Source organism: Methanocalculus taiwanensis, assembly GCF_024372745.1.
In the GTDB taxonomy this organism is placed as follows: Archaea; Halobacteriota; Methanomicrobia; order Methanomicrobiales; family Methanocorpusculaceae; genus Methanocalculus; species Methanocalculus taiwanensis.
In genome coordinates, this window is record NZ_VOTZ01000013.1 from 32,755 (window position 1) to 48,689 (window position 15,935).

Genomic DNA, 15,935 nt, shown 5'->3' on the forward strand with positions numbered 1-15,935 from the left:
GCATAAGGTATATCTCTTCTCCGTGTGAGGTAACCAATAACGCTCATTCGATCAATTCTGCTCGTTGGGGTTTTCTATGGAGGACAAAGAAGAAAAGCAGCAGGAAGGCCGGGATCTTTTTGCTCCGGACAGTGATCACTTCGGATCACAAAAGAAAGAAAAGAAGAAATCTTCGGGCTTTCTTTCATTTTTTAAGAGAAAAAAAGATTCGGAGAGATCCGTCGCTGTAACCAACCCCTGGGATAATGCCCCTGTCTCAGATTCGTGGCATAAGACGCTTCCTGGTACCGCTGAAGAAGAACCGCTGGATTCGGCTGTTCCAAATACAGATGCGCGTATGTCTCCCGGTTTCTGGAACTCCCCGATGACGGGGCCGGCAGATGAGGCTGAATATATAGCGGCGGGTACTGGCGAAGACGGGGATAAGTCTTCGTATAAAGAGCCATTGGATATGTCGGATCAGGAGATGCTGCCTTCAGATGGAATTCCTCCCTCCTTTGGAGGAGGTGAAGACGATACTGCCGATCCTGAATCTGTGTCTGTTGTCCGTGAAGAGAGCCTGGAAACTCCATTGCAGGATGAAGCAGAAATATCGCCCACCGAGGAGCGATTACTGGCTGATGAAAGCGAATCGCCTGTTGCTGATTTTGGAATTGATCTCACGAAGCCTGATGATGACACGCTTGATCGTCCTGTCCCCTCAATATCGGATTTAGATGATAAACGCGTGCCGGATACATCTGCCTATCCTGTGGAGGCCGTTTCATCCCATGAACAATCGGTATTGCCGTTTGAAACGAAAGATCCCGTTTCTGCTGCCCCACCTAAGGATCAGGTTCCCGAACGCCGGTCATTACTATCCGTTTTCCGAAAAAAGGAAGCAGATCTGGTAGTGCCTGAATATAATTTCGAAACCGCAGATCCGCTTGTCTCCCCCAGTCTTGCCGAGAATGAAGAGGAGGTTGATAGTTACTGGATTGAAAAAGGATTCTCGCTTGTCCTGATCACCTATAATCGGGTGACCCGGCTGAAAGAGTACCACCTGTTTGAACCCGTACTGACCCGTTTTGAATATGAACTCCTTGAACGGCTCTATGAAGATCTCCGCGACATTCTCATCCTCACGGATTCGGAGATCCGGGAGAAACCGGAGCTGCTTCTCTTCAGAAAGGCAGAAGCGCTCATCAGCCAGTACGGGCTCAACCTTGCCCCGGAGACGATGTATAAGCTGAGGTACTATCTGAAACGGAATTTCCTCGGGTGGTCGCGAATCGATCCATTGATGAAAGACCTCGAGATAGAGGATATCTCGTGTGATGGCCATGGAATCCCTCTTTTCCTCTACCATCGACAGCATCGGAATATCAGGACAAATATCCAGTTTCCTGAACAGCAGTTAAACTCGCTGGCAATATCACTTGCACAGCGATCAGGCAAACATATCTCGATCGGAAACCCGATCCTTGATGCCACCCTCCCGGATGGCTCCCGTCTCCAGCTTACTCTTGGAACAGAGGTGACGAGCAGGGGTTCATCCTTTACGATCAGGAAGTTCCGCCCCGAGCCATTCACCCCTATCGAACTGATGGAGAAGGGGACATTCAATGTTGACCAGCTTGTCTACTTCTGGCTTGCAATCGAGAACAACAAGAGCCTGATTTTTATCGGGGGCACGGCATCCGGGAAGACTTCATCTTTGAATGCGATGTCCCTTTTCATACCGCCGCTTGCAAAAGTCGTCTCTATTGAGGATACCCGTGAGATCATGCTGTACCGGGAGAACTGGATAGCAAGCGTCACCCGTGAATCCCTCACAGCAGAAGGGAGCCGGAGCATCAGTATGTTTGACCTCCTCAAGGCAGGTATGCGGCAGAGGCCCGAGTATATTATTGTCGGAGAAGTGAGGGGCCCGGAGGCGCAGACCCTCTTCCAGGCGATGAATACAGGTCATACCACTTACTCGACGATGCATGCAGGAGGTGTGGATGCAACCATCCACCGTCTTGAGAGTGAACCCTTAAACGTGCCCCGTAATATGCTTCAGGCGCTAAATATCATATCGTTCCAGAGTATGATATTCCGTGGTTCCGAGCGGGTCAGGCGTTGCCAGGAGGTCGTTGAGATTACCGGTATCGAGCCGAATTCCGGGAACATTCTCGTGAATAATGTCTTTGAATATGATCCGATCTCAGATGAGATGAGGTACTCAGGCAGATCACATGTATACTCTGCTATCGCCGCAAACCGCGGATGGAGCAGGGAAGAACTCCAGGCTGAGGTCGGAAAACGCCGCCAGGTGATCCTCGCACTCCATGAACAGGATATCAGGGATTTCAAATCCGTATCCGAGATCTTCTCGATATTTGCAATCACCCCTGATGTTATATTTGAGCATATCGATGATCTCAGCCAGGTACTCTCATGATCCCGATGTATGAACGGTTTCGGCGTCTCTCAAGGCGGGATCCGATGCGTTTCCAGCACCTCCGGAACGACATCATATCAGCACGCCTTGGTATCACCGTCGAGCGGCTCTACTATTACGCTTTCGTCTTCGGTATTGGGATTGGAACTGCAATAGGTTTTTTATTCTTCTTTATCGCCGGTATCTTCAAGCCGATAGTCATCCCCCAGGCTGCATATGAATTCACCAGGCAGAACAGGATCTCGATACCGTTTCTGGCTGAACTTCCGCTTGAAGACCTCCTCTTCAGGGCGTTTATTGCAGCCATTGTCTTCATCATCTTCGCCTATATCACCTATCGTATCGTCCTGGCTTTCCCCGGCTTGATGAAGTCTTCCCGTGCAACCAGGATCAACCTGACCCTCCATAACGCGGTTGCGTATATGTATGCGATGCGGAGGGGTGGGGCTGAACTGATCGAGATCTTCCGCTCGCTCTCAGAGAACTCGCATGTCTATGGTGAGGTGGCGCTGGAGTTTCGGCAGGTTGTCAGGGACTGTGATCTCTTTGCCCATGATATCGTCTCTGCCCTCCGCGAACTCCAGATGACAACTCCATCTGCCAAGATGAAGGACTTCATTCAGGATCTCCTCTCCATCATTGAGAGCGGCGGCGATCTCTCCGGCTTTTTAAAGGCGAAAGTGAGCCTGTACCAGGATGAGGCAAAATTTGAGCAGAAACAGTTCTTAAATACTCTCTCTCTGGTTGCAGAGGGGTATGTCACCCTCTTTGTGGCTGGCCCCCTGTTTTTGATCATTGTGATGGTGGTGATGGGAATGATGGGGCCGGGTGCCCTTATGCAGCTGAATATTGTCATCTACGCGTTAATTCCAATCGGAACAGCGATATTTGTCGTCTTCATCGATATGATCTCATCCCAGCCCGAGAGCGTGGAACGGTACACCTTTATCCAGGAGCTGCACGAGTTTCCGGATGTTCTGATCAAGGAGGCTGAAGAAACTGCAGAGAAGGGGCTAATCGCTGCATTGAAAAGATATGATCGGTGGACAAATATCCGTGAGTTCATCTCCGATCCGCTCCATTACTTCCTGATCCTCCCACACCGAACCTTCTATTTCTCGGTTCCGGTTGGTATCATCTATCTTGTTTATTGGTATTTCCAGATCCCCGATTATGGCGATTATGAGTTTTACCTTACTGTCCTTGACGACTACATTATCGCCACATTCCTGATCTTCTTTGTCCCTTATGCGATAGCACAGCTGATATGGAGCCGTAGAATTGGTGATATCGAGGCATCGCTCCCGGATTTCCTCCAGAGGCTTGCCGGGATCAATGAAGTAGGTCTAACCATTGCAAAGGCCCTCTCCATCCTGGTCAGAACCAATCTTGGTCTTCTGAGTTATGAGATCAAAAAGATCAAGCGCGATCTCGAATGGGGATCAAATGTCGAGGATGCTCTTGTCCGTTTTGAAGAGCGACTCTCGACACCATCAATTTCGCGTACAGTGACGCTGATCACCAGAGCAAGTGCAATGAGCGGTGAGATCGGCCAGGTGCTCACCATCGCAGCAAGTGATGCTGATATGAGCGAGACACTCAAAAGGGAGCGGCAGGGGGAGATGTTCCTCTACACCGCCGTCGTCTACCTTGCATTCTTCGTCTTCATCTTTGTGGTTCTTGTGATTGGAACACAGTTCCTCCCTGTCATCGAGATGACTGATGCATCCGCTGCATCCATGAGCGGCGCCGGGGCTTTCTCAAGCGTTGGAGGCATATCTGCTCTAACCTACGGCCGCCTCTTCTACCACGCGGTCATCATCCAGGCGATCTGTTCAGGACTCATCGCTGGTCTGATGGGTGAGTCGTCGTTAGCTGCCGGTGTGAAACATGCCTGCATTATGGTATTTGTGGCATTTGTGATCTTCGCCTTGATCTGACAAGCCAGATGCGATAAACTTTAAGTGAGACTGCGTTCAATGAACATCAGGTGATTGAGAGATGTGCAGCGTAGGTGGTCCGGCAGATATAGAGATTGAAGAGGGAGTGCAGGGTAAGAGTTATATCTGTAATACATGCGGAGAGAAGTTTAAAACCGTCGGAAAACGTCCGATGTGTCCTTCGTGCCAGTCCGAAGATGTCACACCGGCATGATCCTCACTCCCGATGACCGTCTTGTCCTCATCAGGGGACAATCTTCTTTTCTTATTTGTGCCCGTGCCGGCAGGAAGTTCCCTCTCATGATTGAGACTGTTGATTCCGAATATGTGCAGGGGATATATCCTGATGATATCATCGCTGTCTCAGCACCGGAAGGTGGTGAGCTGATTCCGGCATGTTATCTTCTTGATCTGGTACGGAAATATAATCAACCGCTTCTGGTATTGCCACGGGGGCATCCGGGATCCGGCAGGCTTCGGTATGTTGTATCTGCGGGCAGCAAAATCCTTCTTTCATGTGAAATTATGCGGGGAACGCATCCAAAGCAGCATCTCATCTGTTCATCCGCAGAACTGGCAGGACTTGAAATATCCGGTGAAAACGGGTCTATTCTTATTAAGAACCTTCCAGATGCAGTAAAATGGGAATATCTTCCATACATTCCTCCCGAAACAGAACAACAATTATAAGAGATACGGTAAACCAATTATTCTGTTGCCGTGAGAGGAGGGTTGGATGAAAACTGAGGTTCTGAAGAGCATCAAAAAGACCGAAGAAGAATATCGTCAGCAGGTTGAGAAGGCAAAACTTGAGCGCGAGCAGATTATCGCAAATGCCAGGTTTGAAGCCGAGAACCAGGTTGCCAAGGCAACAGCTGTTGCCGATGAGTACACTAAGAAGCGTCTGGCGGATGCACGAAGTGACGCAGCGAAGAAACGCGCCCAAATTATCGAGGAAGGAAAGCATCAGGCATCTATCCTCAAAGAGAAGGGCCGAAAACGGATGAATGAAGCCGTTTCGCTGCTGGTTGAGCGGTTCAAGGAGAGAGTTCATGTTACAGCCTAAGACGATGACGCGTCTGCTCATCGTTGGATCGAAAGAGCAGATGCCGTCAGCTGTAACCGAACTTTACCGTCACCACGTATTCCATATCACCGATTATACCGATCAGGGGAAAGAGGGATATGAGGGCTTTCGGATCGGGCAACCGATGGAAGGTGCAACAGAACTCTCGACAGATCTGATCAAGATCAGGTCAATGGAGAGCATCTTTGGACTTTCTCCCGATGATTATTTTGACACCAGAAAGCGTTCTGCGCAATCGATCAAAGAGATTATTGAGCGTGACCTCCCGGCTATCGAAGATGAGGTCAGCAATCTCACGGCACAGCGATCAGCAGCAGAAGCACAAATAAGGGTGAATGAACAGCAAATAGCTGAGTTATCGCCCTTCTCCGGCATACCCCTAGAACTGGGACTCTACCAGGGGTATGAAACGGTATCGGTGATTGCGGGAAAAGCACCCCGTGATATCGAGATCCCGGTCCCACACGAGAAGTTCTTTGCATCAGGCAAGGGTGAGAGCACCATGGTCATCTTCTTTAAAAATGAAGACCGTGCTGCACTTGAAAAAGCTCTGGCTGAAGCAGAGTTCCAGCCGATCCCGATTCCACAGGGACAAGGGTCAGTCCGAAAGGCAATCGATACCTATCAGTCTGAGATCTCTCAGCTGACTGCAAAAATTGAGGATATCGATGTAAAAATCGCAAGTGTGAAAGAAAAGCATGGTGATTTTCTTGCTGCCTGCGATGAGGTGCTTACAGCCGATGTCGAACAGGCTGAGGCACCACTTCGGTTTGCAACAACCGAGCTCATCTTTATCGCAGATGGGTGGGTTCCTGTATCTGAGGTCGAGAATCTTAAATCAGGGCTTGCTCAGGCAACAGGTGACAAAATCCTCGTCATGGAATTCGAGGAGAAAGATGGGCATCACGAACATCAGCCGCCTGTTGAGTATGATAACCCTAATTTTGCAAAGCCAATGCAGTCGATCGTGGATATCTATTCACGACCCCGGTATGATGAGCTTGACCCAACACTGATGATAGCCTTCATCTTCCCGTTATTCTTCGGAATTATCCTCGGAGACATCGGGTATGGTGCTGTTCTGCTTATTCTGGCTCTTGCCCTTCAGAGAGTGCTCAAAGGTGAGGCTGTTCAGCAGCTGCTCGCAGTACTCAGAAACGCAAGCATCTCAGCCATCATCTTTGGTATTTTCTATGCCGAGATATTCGGAGCTCATCCGGGTGCCCTGGATATCGAGCTATGGCACCCGATCATAAGCAGGCATCTTCTGATTGGATCACATGCACATCACCAGGGAGATATTGCAGTTCTGCTGGTATTTGCGGTATGGCTTGGTATTATCCAGATGACCGTTGGAAGGATTATGGGAATTGTTAACCATGCACGGCATCGGAATATGCTTCATGTTATGGGCCAGGTAAGCTGGATTGCCTTTATGTGGGGTGCACTTCTTCTCATCTGGTCGATTGCGGCGATACCATTGATGCCGGATCTGACAATGCTTCCTCCAATAGTTATGGGATTAAATATTGCCGGACTTATAGGTGCGGTTCTCATCGTGGCAGGTGCAATTGGAATCGGAATCGAGTCGCCTCTCGAATTGATAGAACTTCCGTCAGTCATCAGCCATTCGCTTTCATATACGCGTCTGGCAGCTGTGGGCCTCTCATCAGTTGCAATTGCAATGGTCGTTAACTTCATTGCTATCGAGATGCTGATCGAGCCACAGTTAAAGGAACTGACGGCAATTGGAATAGTTCTCATAATCGTTGGAATCTTAGTTCTCCTCATCGGACACCTGCTGAATACGGCACTTGGTCTTCTTGGAGGGGGTCTGCAATCATTAAGGTTGCAGTATGTTGAGTTCTTCACCAAATTTTACAAGGGTGGTGGAGAGAAATATAATCCATTTGGAAAGAAACGTCATTTAACGGAGGATTAAAATGGTAGATTTTGGAGTTGCAGAATTAACAATTGAAATGGTAGCTGAATCGCAAATGGGATTAAAGGCACTCGGTGCAGGGCTTGCTGTCGGGCTTACCGGTATTGGTGCCGGTGTTGCCGAGATGGGTATTGGTTCTGCTGCTGTTGGTGCAACCGCAGAAAATAAGGATATCTTTGGTTTAGCACTCCTGCTTACAGTCATTCCGGAAACGATTGTTATCTTCGGACTTGTTGTCTCGCTGTTGATTCTATTCTAAATGGAGTCTACAATGGGACTAGAAGTTGTCGTCGAAGAGATCAGGGAGATAGGGCAGAAGGAAGCCACTGCTATACGTAATGAGGCCAATGAAGAGGCCCGACGGATCCTAGCGGCAGCAGAGGAGCGTGCATCATCGATCAAACAGGAGGCAGAGGCAGAGGTTGAACGTCAGGTTCAGCAGATGGAGGCCCAGGAGGTCTCGGCCGCAAAACTCCTTGTCAAACGTGAAACCCTCAATGCGCAGAAAGAGCTTCTTGAAGAGGTTTTCAATGCGACAGAAAAAGCCATATCGGAACTTCCTGCCGCCTTCCATGAGAAGGTCATCCGGGAGCTCCTGAAGAAGGTGGCAAAGGAGATCAAAGATGGTGTCGTCTTCTGTAACAGCAGAGATCAGCAGGCAGTGGAATCAGCCCTCTCAGAACTGAAGACTCTGAGCGGATACTCATATGGTGGCTCCACCCCGATTAGAGGTGGGATCATTGTTCAGAGTGCAGACGGACAATTAACCGTGGATCTCAGTTATCAGACCTTCCTGGATGAAGTCTGGGAATCCGGGCTAAAAGACGGCTCGGATATTCTCTTTGGATAGGAGGTATGTGCTGATGTCTGTGGTGATTGGAGGTCCGGCACCCTATGTCTATGTCTGCACGCGAATGCGTGTGCGCAAATCCAAGCTGCTTCCGAGAGAGGAATATCTCCGGATGCTGAATATGAGCCTTCCCCAGATCACCCGTCTCATTGAGGAGATGGAGTACAAAAAAGAGATTGATGAGCTTGCATCGTCATTTGATGGTATCGATCTCGTTGAAGAGGCGCTCTCATGGAACCTGGCAAAGGAGTTCCAGGCTATCCTTGCGATCACCCCCGGCATTCTCAAACAGTTCACAAAATCGTACCTTCGGAGGTGGGATATCCAGAATGTCCTCACCATCATCCGGGGTAAAAAACAGGGGATGTCTGCTGGAAAGATCAAGGAGGTCGTTGTTCCAGCGGGTTCACTTGATGTTCTGTTTCTGGACCGGATGATTGCAGAAGAGTCGGCAGAGCGTTCAGTTGAGATGCTCAAGAACCTCCCCCTCTACTCGGTCATTGAACGAGAGTACTCGGCTGCCGTTGAATCGGGATCGTTTGGAAGGCTTGAGAATGAGCTCTATCGCCAGTTCTATGCCGATCTAATCGATGAAGCCACAAGTGGTCTGAAAGGAGGAAACCAGTTCCTTAAGTCGATCCAGCTTGATATCGATATCAGGAACATTAAGACGATCTTCCGGCTCAGGGGCCAGGCAATCTCTGCTGAAGAGACATCTGATGTCTGGATACCCGGTGCTTCGTTCTCAGTTGATGAACTCAAACGCATCTCTCAGATCGAAACAATAGATGAGCTTGTCGATACACTGAGGAAGAAAGTAAAGAGCCCGGCACTCGTCGATGCACTGGAAGGACTTCGTGAAGAGAAACCCATTCATGAAGTGGAGAACTCCCTGACCAGAGCACAGCTGGACTATATGGATCGGCTCTCGAAGAGGAATCCTTTCTCGATCTACCCGATCCTCGTCTACCTTGAGAAGAAGAAATATGAAGTGACCAATCTCAGGGCGCTTGCACGTGGTAAACAGGCAAATCTTCCGGCTGAGCGGATCGAAAACTATCTGGTGATATGATGGAGATCGCAGTTATCGGAAGAGAAGAGTTTATTCTGGGTTTCAGGCTCGCAGGGCTTCAGAAGACCTACGCAGCAGAGACTCCGGAGAAATTAACGGAGGTGATTGGCCGGACATTGGAAGATCCCAATGTCGGCATTCTCGTCCTCCAGAGCACTGATATGGAACAGGTTCCAAGAAGGCTTCAGATAGCCCTTGAGAACTCGGTGAAACCGACCGTTATCTCCATTGGCGGTGAGACGGGCGGCCTCTCCCTGAGAGAGCGGATTAAGCGATCAGTGGGTGTTGATCTGTGGAAGTAAAGAAGAAATCAGGAATTCTCAAAAGGATCGCGGGACCAGTGGTCACCGCGGTAAACCTTGACGCACACATGTATGATGTGGTCAAGGTTGGTGATGAGGAGCTGATGGGTGAGGTGATCAAGATCGATGGTGATAATGTCATCATCCAGGTATATGAAGACACCTCCGGCATCAAACCGGGTGAGCCGGTCACAAACACGGGACTCTCACTCGCAGTTGAGCTTGGCCCCGGTCTCCTCACCAGTATCTACGATGGTATACAGCGGCCTCTTGAGGTGCTCGTCGAGAAGATGGGGAACTTCATCGAACGTGGTGTCACTGCACCAGGCCTTGACCGCTCAAAGAAGTGGGATTTTAAGCCTGTTGTAAAAGCTGGTGACCATGTTGAACCCGGCCAGATCATCGGTGAGGTACAGGAAACGAACAAGATGCACCGGGTCATGATCCCGCCGAATGTAAAAGGCGGTATTGTGAAGGAGATAAAATCCGGGTCATTTGCCGTCGACGAGACGGTGATCGTCCTTGATGATGGTTCCTCGTACCCGATGATGCAGAAGTGGCCGGTTCGTGTGCCACGCCCTGTAAAAGAGAAGAAGAACCCGAAGATTCCATTAAACACTGGACAGCGTATTCTTGACGGTCTCTTCCCGATTGCAAAAGGTGGAACGGCAGCTATTCCAGGGCCATTCGGATCAGGAAAGACGGTTACCCAGCAGCAGCTTGCAAAATGGTCTGATGCAGAGATTGTCGTCTACATCGGCTGTGGCGAGCGCGGCAACGAAATGACTGAGGTGCTGACCGAGTTCCCGCATCTTGACGATCCAAAGACCGGAAAGCCCCTGATGGAGCGGACGGTTTTAATCGCAAATACCTCGAACATGCCTGTTGCTGCCCGTGAAGCATCTGTCTATACCGGGATCACCATCGCGGAGTACTTCCGTGATATGGGCTATGACGTATCCCTGATGGCAGACTCGACCTCCCGCTGGGCAGAAGCGATGCGTGAGATCTCAAGCCGTCTTGAAGAGATGCCTGGTGAAGAAGGATACCCCGCGTACCTTGCAGCACGGCTCTCCGAGTTCTATGAGCGTGCAGGTCTTGTCGATGCGCTATCCGGTTCACAAGGTTCGGTCTCTGTCATCGGTGCGGTTTCCCCGCCAGGTGGTGACTTTTCAGAGCCGGTTACCCAGAACACCCTCCGTATTGTGAAGGTCTTCTGGGCGCTTGATGCCAAGCTTTCACAGCGGCGTCACTTCCCGGCTATCAACTGGCTGAATTCATACTCGCTGTACCTTGACCAGCTCCAGGACTACTATAATGAACATGTCTCCCCCGAATGGAACAAGCTCCGTTCATGGGCGATGGAAGTTCTTCAGAAGGAGTCCGAGCTTCAGGAGATCGTTCAGCTCGTCGGATCTGATGCACTGCCTGAATCCGAACAGATTACAATCGAAGTCGCACGTATGCTTCGTGAAATCTTCCTTCAGCAGAACGCCTATGATGATGTCGATACGTACTGTGACATGACCAAGCAGTTCGATATTATGAAGGCGATCAAGGTCTATGCTGATTCGGCATATGCTGCCCAGGCAGCAGGTGTTGCTCCCGCACAGATCATTAGTGTGAAGGCAAAGTCCGATCTCCCGCAGATCAAGTTCGTCCGCGACTACAAGCCAATGCTTGACCAGATTTTGAAAGGTATGGAATCTGAGTTCACAACACTGAGGGCAGGAGCATGAAGGAATATAAGACAGTTACAAAGATCGCAGGCCCGCTCGTCTTCGTCGAGAAGACCGAGCCGGTCGGGTACCAGGAACTGGTCAATATCGTGCTCTCCGATGGAACAGTGAAGCGTGGTCAGGTCCTTGATACAAGCGATGATCTCGTTGTGGTGCAGGTCTTTGAAACGACGGCTGGTATCGGCAGGGATTCAGGGATCAGGTTCCTTGGCGAAGCAATCAAGATGCCTGTTGGAAAGGAGATGCTCGGTCGTATTCTCTCAGGAGGCGGAAAGCCGATCGATGGCGGTCCGGAGATCGTACCTGAGAAGCGGCTGGACATCACCGGTGCTGCGATCAATCCGTATGCACGTGGCAATCCAAAGGATTTCATCCAGACCGGTATCTCCACAATCGACGGGACAAACACCCTTGTCCGTGGTCAGAAACTCCCGATCTTCTCAGGATCCGGTCTTCCGCACAATGATATCGCGCTGCAGATTGCACGTCAGGCAAAGGTTCCGGGATCGACTGAGTCGTTTGCGGTAGTCTTTGCTGCGATGGGTATCACCAAAGAGGAAGCCAACCACTTTATGGAGGACTTCGAGCGGACCGGTGCACTTGAGCGTGCGGTCGTCTTCTTAAACCTTGCAGACGATCCTGCGGTCGAGCGTATCATCACGCCCCGTCTTGCACTGACAACCGCCGAGTACCTTGCCTATGAGCTTGGGTACCATGTGCTTGTTATCTTAACAGACATGACTAACTACTGCGAGGCGCTCCGTCAGATCGGTGCAGCCCGTGAAGAGGTTCCTGGCCGTCGTGGATATCCTGGTTACATGTATACCGATCTTGCATGCATCTACGAGCGTGCAGGTATCATCAAGGGAGTCAAGGGTTCGGTTACCCAGATTCCGATCCTGACAATGCCGGGTGACGATATCACTCACCCGATTCCTGACCTGACCGGCTACATCACCGAAGGGCAGATTGTGGTCTCCCGTGAACTTCACAGGAAAGGTATCTATCCACCAATCAACGTCCTTCCGTCGCTATCGCGTCTGATGAACCTTGGTATCGGGGAGGGGCTTACCCGCGATGATCACAAGAAAGTTTCGGATCAGCTGTATGCAGGCTATGCAGAAGGAAACGATCTCCGTGGGCTTGTTGCTATCGTCGGAAAGGATGCGCTTTCTGAACGTGATCGGCTCTTCCTTGAAGTAGCGGATTACTTCGAGAACCAGTTTGTCCGCCAGGGAATCAATGAAGACCGGTCGATTGCAGAGACCCTCGATGTCGGCTGGTCACTTCTGGCAACACTGCCCGAAGAGCAGCTCGTCAGGATTGACCGTGATCTGATCAGGAAGTACCATCCCAAGTACCGGAAGGAGTAACCTGCCATGGCGCTCCGCGACGTTAAGCCGACCAGATCAGAACTGATCGCCCTGAAACGGCGGATCAAGCTGTCTGAGCGCGGCTACAAGCTCCTGAAGATGAAGCGGGACGGGCTCATCCTTGAGTTCTTCAAGATCCTTGAACAGGCCAAGGATACCCGTGACGAACTCGCCCGGAAGTATGAGCGGGCGCAGGAGATGATCGCTATCGCAGATACAGTCGAAGGCGCCATCGGTGTCAAGGCGGCTGCCTTCTCTGTCGGGGATGTCCCCCAGATTGAGCTGAAGAGCAAGAACATCATGGGTGTTGTCGTACCTGAGATCAAATCCTCTAGTGTACGAAAGAGCCCCACCGAGCGTGGCTATGGTTTAATCGGCACCTCCTCAGTCATCGATGAGGCGGCAGATGCCTTCGAGGATCTCCTCGAGTCGATCATCCATAGTGCAGAGATCGAGACGACGATGAAGCGGCTGCTGGATGAGATCGAGAGCACCAAACGGCGTGTAAACGCGCTTGAGTTTAAAGTGATCCCTGAACTCACCGAGGCACGCGATTTCATCAAGATGCGTCTTGATGAGATGGAGCGTGAAGAACTCTTCCGCTTAAAAAAGATCAAGGCCCGGACAGAGGCCTGATCAACCCTTTTTTAGAATAAAGAATGTATAGCCGTAGTATGAGCTATATTTCCTGAATATCTCAACCTCCTTCTCCATGCTCTCCAGAAACAGATTGATTTCCGCGTCATTGTACCTCTCTCTCCACTCCCTGATTCTTGTGGTAACCGGCCTGTAATAGTCTTCCCATGCTTTCATCGGAAGCCGCCTGGAGATGATTACGGTATATCCTGCTTTCTCTGCATCCCTGATTCGATCTTCTTCTGAAGCAATCCCCGGGGCCTCTTCCTCCCAGAACTTCCTAAGATTATCCGGAGGATTGGCTTTATGCCAGCATATCTCTGATATGGCGAGATATCCATCCCTTTTGAGAAGGGGCTTCCAGGCGGAGATGGCGGGTGAGAATCCCATGATGTAGATGGCACCCTCAGACCAGATGAGGTCAAATGTCTCCTTTGTGAAGGGAAGGCTCTCCATTGCAGCGCAGGTTGGGGATGCCCCTGGTATATCCCGGATTGATTGCAGGTATGGAATATAAACGTCGGTTGGGATGATCCGGCTATTTTGGCAGGTCTCTGCCAGTATTCGTGTCTGCCGGCCTTTTCCTGATCCTATGTCGAGGATTGCCGGATCATATGAAAGGGGAAGGGATTGGATGATCTCTTTTGTTATCTGGTTGTCTCCCGGACCAAGCATTCTGAGGTCTTCAAAGAATCTGAATAAAAGTTCCATGACTGATACTCTTGGATATGGTTAGAAATGAATATTGTCCAGTTCTACCTATGATATATCAGGAGTAGTGGCGGTTTTCCTATGGCATTTGGTACCTTGAAGGATGTTGAGACGAAGGGAAAGACGGTTTTTGTCAGGGTGGACTTCAACTCCCCTATGGATCCTTCATCGGAGACGATTCTTGATGATAAGCGGTTCCGTGAGCATATCCCGACGATTCTGGCTCTTGAAGACGCAAAAGTGGTTGTTCTCACACATCAGAGCCGTCCGGGCAAGAAGGATTTTACGACACTCAAATCCCATGCTGATAAACTCGAGAGGCTGATCAAGAGGCCGGTTACCTATATTGATGATATTATTGGGAGATCTGCCCGTGAGGCCGTCTCTTCACTCAGGAATGGTGAGGTGATTATGCTCGAAAATCTCCGCTTTAATGCAGAGGAGAACCTCACGATGCAGCCTGAAGATGCAAAGAAGACGCATCTCGTCCGCATGCTTTCGGAGATGGGCGATCTCTTTGTCAATGATGCCTTCGGCACCGCGCACCGGTCTCAACCGTCGATGGTAGGACTCCCGATGGCGATGAAGTCAGTTGCCGGACTCCTGATGGAACGTGAGGTCTCAATGCTCTCAAAGGTCTTCTCGGGTGCTCCCCACCCGATCATCTTTATTCTGGGCGGTACAAAAGTGGATGACTCGATTGCGGTTGCAGAGCATGTACTTTCAAACGGTATTGCAGATCAGATCCTGGCAATAGGGGTTGTCGGCAATATCTTCCTTGCTGCATCTGAAATTGAGATCGGAAATCCATCACGCCAGCTGATAGAGAGCCTTGGGTACCTTGGCGAGATCGAGAAGGCTAAGCAGATCCTATCATCATATGGTGACCAGGTGGTGATGCCTGTGTCTGTTGCGGTGCGGGAGGATGGACAGCGGGTTGAGTATCCGGTAGATGGAATACCAGAGGATGCCCCGATCCTTGATCTCGGAAGCGTTTCGATCCAGTCCATGGTCCAATTGATAAAATCACAGGGGACTATAGTCTTCAATGGACCGGCAGGTGTCTTTGAGGATCCGGATTTTGCTATCGGCACCTATGAGCTTATACGCGCCGCATCAACGGTTGACTTCTCGGTTGTCGGCGGAGGGCATACTGCTGCGGTGATCGAGAAGATGGGGCTTGAATCATCGTACTCGCATCTCTCCACCGGGGGAGGAGCCTGCATTGAGTTTCTTACCGGTAAGAAACTGCCTGCAGTCCGGGCACTGGAGGCATCATGGGAGCTCTTTGGTTAAGAGCTCCCCTTTCCCTCTCATTTTTCATGCTGTTCGACCACTTCGTCGACAATTGAACTGATCTGTGTGAGGAGAAGTGGATCAAGCCCCTTCTCAGCGCTTAAATAGACTGCCCTGATATCAAGGAGCCGGATCTTGTTTGTGATAAAATGAATGAATTTTGAGATATTTGGTGAGGACAGATAGATCAAAAGGGTGCTGATCGAATCAAAGATAAGTGCTGTATCTCCGTTTCTCCTCTTCAGGGCTTCGGAGATGGCAATACTCAGCTCAGTGAGGTTTCCAGGATTTGAGGTGAACGTGGTGTTCGGTTGATCGCCTGGCACTTTGCCAAGCGAGTATTTTGTAATTGCATCGATGAAATGGATACGATCCATTGGGATGTTGTTCTTTGTGTAGAGTTTTGTCAGGAGTGATGAGGGGATGTTTGTGGTGACGATGATACAGGCATATTCTTTCCTTGTCAGGCTGGTGACAATCTCCAGATTGGTCTGTTTCAACCGTGCCGGATCAGAGATATAGAGGTATATTCCTGACTCCTCAGCTTCTATTACATCCATCC

General features: G+C 50.2%; 16 protein-coding genes. 14 read left to right on the forward strand and 2 right to left on the reverse strand.

Annotated elements, in window-relative coordinates; genetic code table 11:
* Positions 1–76: 76 nt before the first annotated feature.
* The 13 genes from FTO68_RS07120 (at position 77) to FTO68_RS07180 (ending at position 13,366) form a co-directional block, all read left to right on the forward strand.
* Positions 77–2,425, forward strand: a complete 2,349-nt coding sequence (locus tag FTO68_RS07120; RefSeq protein ID WP_368659887.1) for a type II/IV secretion system ATPase subunit — start codon at positions 77–79, stop codon at positions 2,423–2,425.
* A gap of 5 nt (positions 2,426–2,430) precedes the next feature.
* Positions 2,431–4,365, forward strand: a complete 1,935-nt coding sequence (locus FTO68_RS07125) for a type II secretion system F family protein (RefSeq protein ID WP_255332693.1) — start codon at positions 2,431–2,433, stop codon at positions 4,363–4,365.
* Positions 4,366–4,426: 61 nt separating this feature from the next.
* Positions 4,427–4,579: a hydrogenase maturation nickel metallochaperone HypA gene (locus tag FTO68_RS07130; RefSeq protein WP_255332694.1), complete on the forward strand. Its 153-nt coding sequence runs from the start codon at positions 4,427–4,429 to the stop codon at positions 4,577–4,579.
* On the forward strand, positions 4,576–5,055 hold the full coding sequence (locus FTO68_RS07135; RefSeq protein ID WP_255332695.1) for an alpha/beta hydrolase: 480 nt from the start codon (positions 4,576–4,578) through the stop codon (positions 5,053–5,055). Before FTO68_RS07130 ends, FTO68_RS07135 begins: the two co-directional genes overlap by 4 nt.
* Positions 5,056–5,101: 46 nt before the next feature.
* Positions 5,102–5,431 (forward strand): ATPase, encoded by a 330-nt coding sequence (locus tag FTO68_RS07140; protein ID WP_255332696.1) that lies wholly within the window; start codon positions 5,102–5,104, stop codon positions 5,429–5,431.
* Positions 5,418–7,394: a V-type ATP synthase subunit I gene (locus FTO68_RS07145; protein ID WP_255332697.1), complete on the forward strand. Its 1,977-nt coding sequence runs from the start codon at positions 5,418–5,420 to the stop codon at positions 7,392–7,394. The genes FTO68_RS07140 and FTO68_RS07145 overlap by 14 nt, the downstream gene beginning before the upstream one ends.
* 1 nt (position 7,395) lies before the next feature.
* Complete coding sequence (locus FTO68_RS07150; RefSeq protein ID WP_255332698.1) at positions 7,396–7,653, forward strand: ATP synthase subunit C-like protein; 258 nt, start codon at positions 7,396–7,398, stop codon at positions 7,651–7,653.
* Positions 7,654–7,665: 12 nt separating this feature from the next.
* Positions 7,666–8,244: a V-type ATP synthase subunit E family protein gene (locus tag FTO68_RS07155; protein WP_255332699.1), complete on the forward strand. Its 579-nt coding sequence runs from the start codon at positions 7,666–7,668 to the stop codon at positions 8,242–8,244.
* A 13-nt stretch (positions 8,245–8,257) separates the two neighbouring features.
* Complete coding sequence (locus FTO68_RS07160) at positions 8,258–9,316, forward strand: V-type ATP synthase subunit C (RefSeq protein ID WP_255332700.1); 1,059 nt, start codon at positions 8,258–8,260, stop codon at positions 9,314–9,316.
* A complete protein-coding gene (locus FTO68_RS07165) occupies positions 9,316–9,618 on the forward strand; it encodes a V-type ATP synthase subunit F (protein WP_255332733.1) in 303 nt (100 codons plus the stop codon). The genes FTO68_RS07160 and FTO68_RS07165 overlap by 1 nt, the downstream gene beginning before the upstream one ends.
* On the forward strand, positions 9,609–11,357 hold the full coding sequence (locus tag FTO68_RS07170) for an ATP synthase subunit A (protein ID WP_255332701.1): 1,749 nt from the start codon (positions 9,609–9,611) through the stop codon (positions 11,355–11,357). Before FTO68_RS07165 ends, FTO68_RS07170 begins: the two co-directional genes overlap by 10 nt.
* On the forward strand, positions 11,354–12,730 hold the full coding sequence (locus tag FTO68_RS07175) for an ATP synthase subunit B (protein WP_255332702.1): 1,377 nt from the start codon (positions 11,354–11,356) through the stop codon (positions 12,728–12,730). Before FTO68_RS07170 ends, FTO68_RS07175 begins: the two co-directional genes overlap by 4 nt.
* Before the next feature lie 6 nt (positions 12,731–12,736).
* Positions 12,737–13,366 (forward strand): V-type ATP synthase subunit D, encoded by a 630-nt coding sequence (locus FTO68_RS07180; protein WP_255332703.1) that lies wholly within the window; start codon positions 12,737–12,739, stop codon positions 13,364–13,366.
* Here FTO68_RS07180 and FTO68_RS07185 read toward each other — a convergent pair whose 3' ends face one another.
* Positions 13,367–14,077 (reverse strand): class I SAM-dependent methyltransferase, encoded by a 711-nt coding sequence (locus tag FTO68_RS07185; RefSeq protein ID WP_255332704.1) that lies wholly within the window; start codon positions 14,075–14,077, stop codon positions 13,367–13,369.
* Positions 14,078–14,158: 81 nt separating this feature from the next.
* Between FTO68_RS07185 and FTO68_RS07190 the strand changes: the two genes are divergently transcribed.
* A complete protein-coding gene (locus tag FTO68_RS07190; RefSeq protein ID WP_255332705.1) occupies positions 14,159–15,373 on the forward strand; it encodes a phosphoglycerate kinase in 1,215 nt (404 codons plus the stop codon).
* A gap of 17 nt (positions 15,374–15,390) precedes the next feature.
* Here FTO68_RS07190 and FTO68_RS07195 read toward each other — a convergent pair whose 3' ends face one another.
* A complete protein-coding gene (locus tag FTO68_RS07195; protein WP_255332706.1) occupies positions 15,391–15,933 on the reverse strand; it encodes a DUF7504 family protein in 543 nt (180 codons plus the stop codon).
* Between the last annotated feature and the right edge of the window lie 2 nt (positions 15,934–15,935).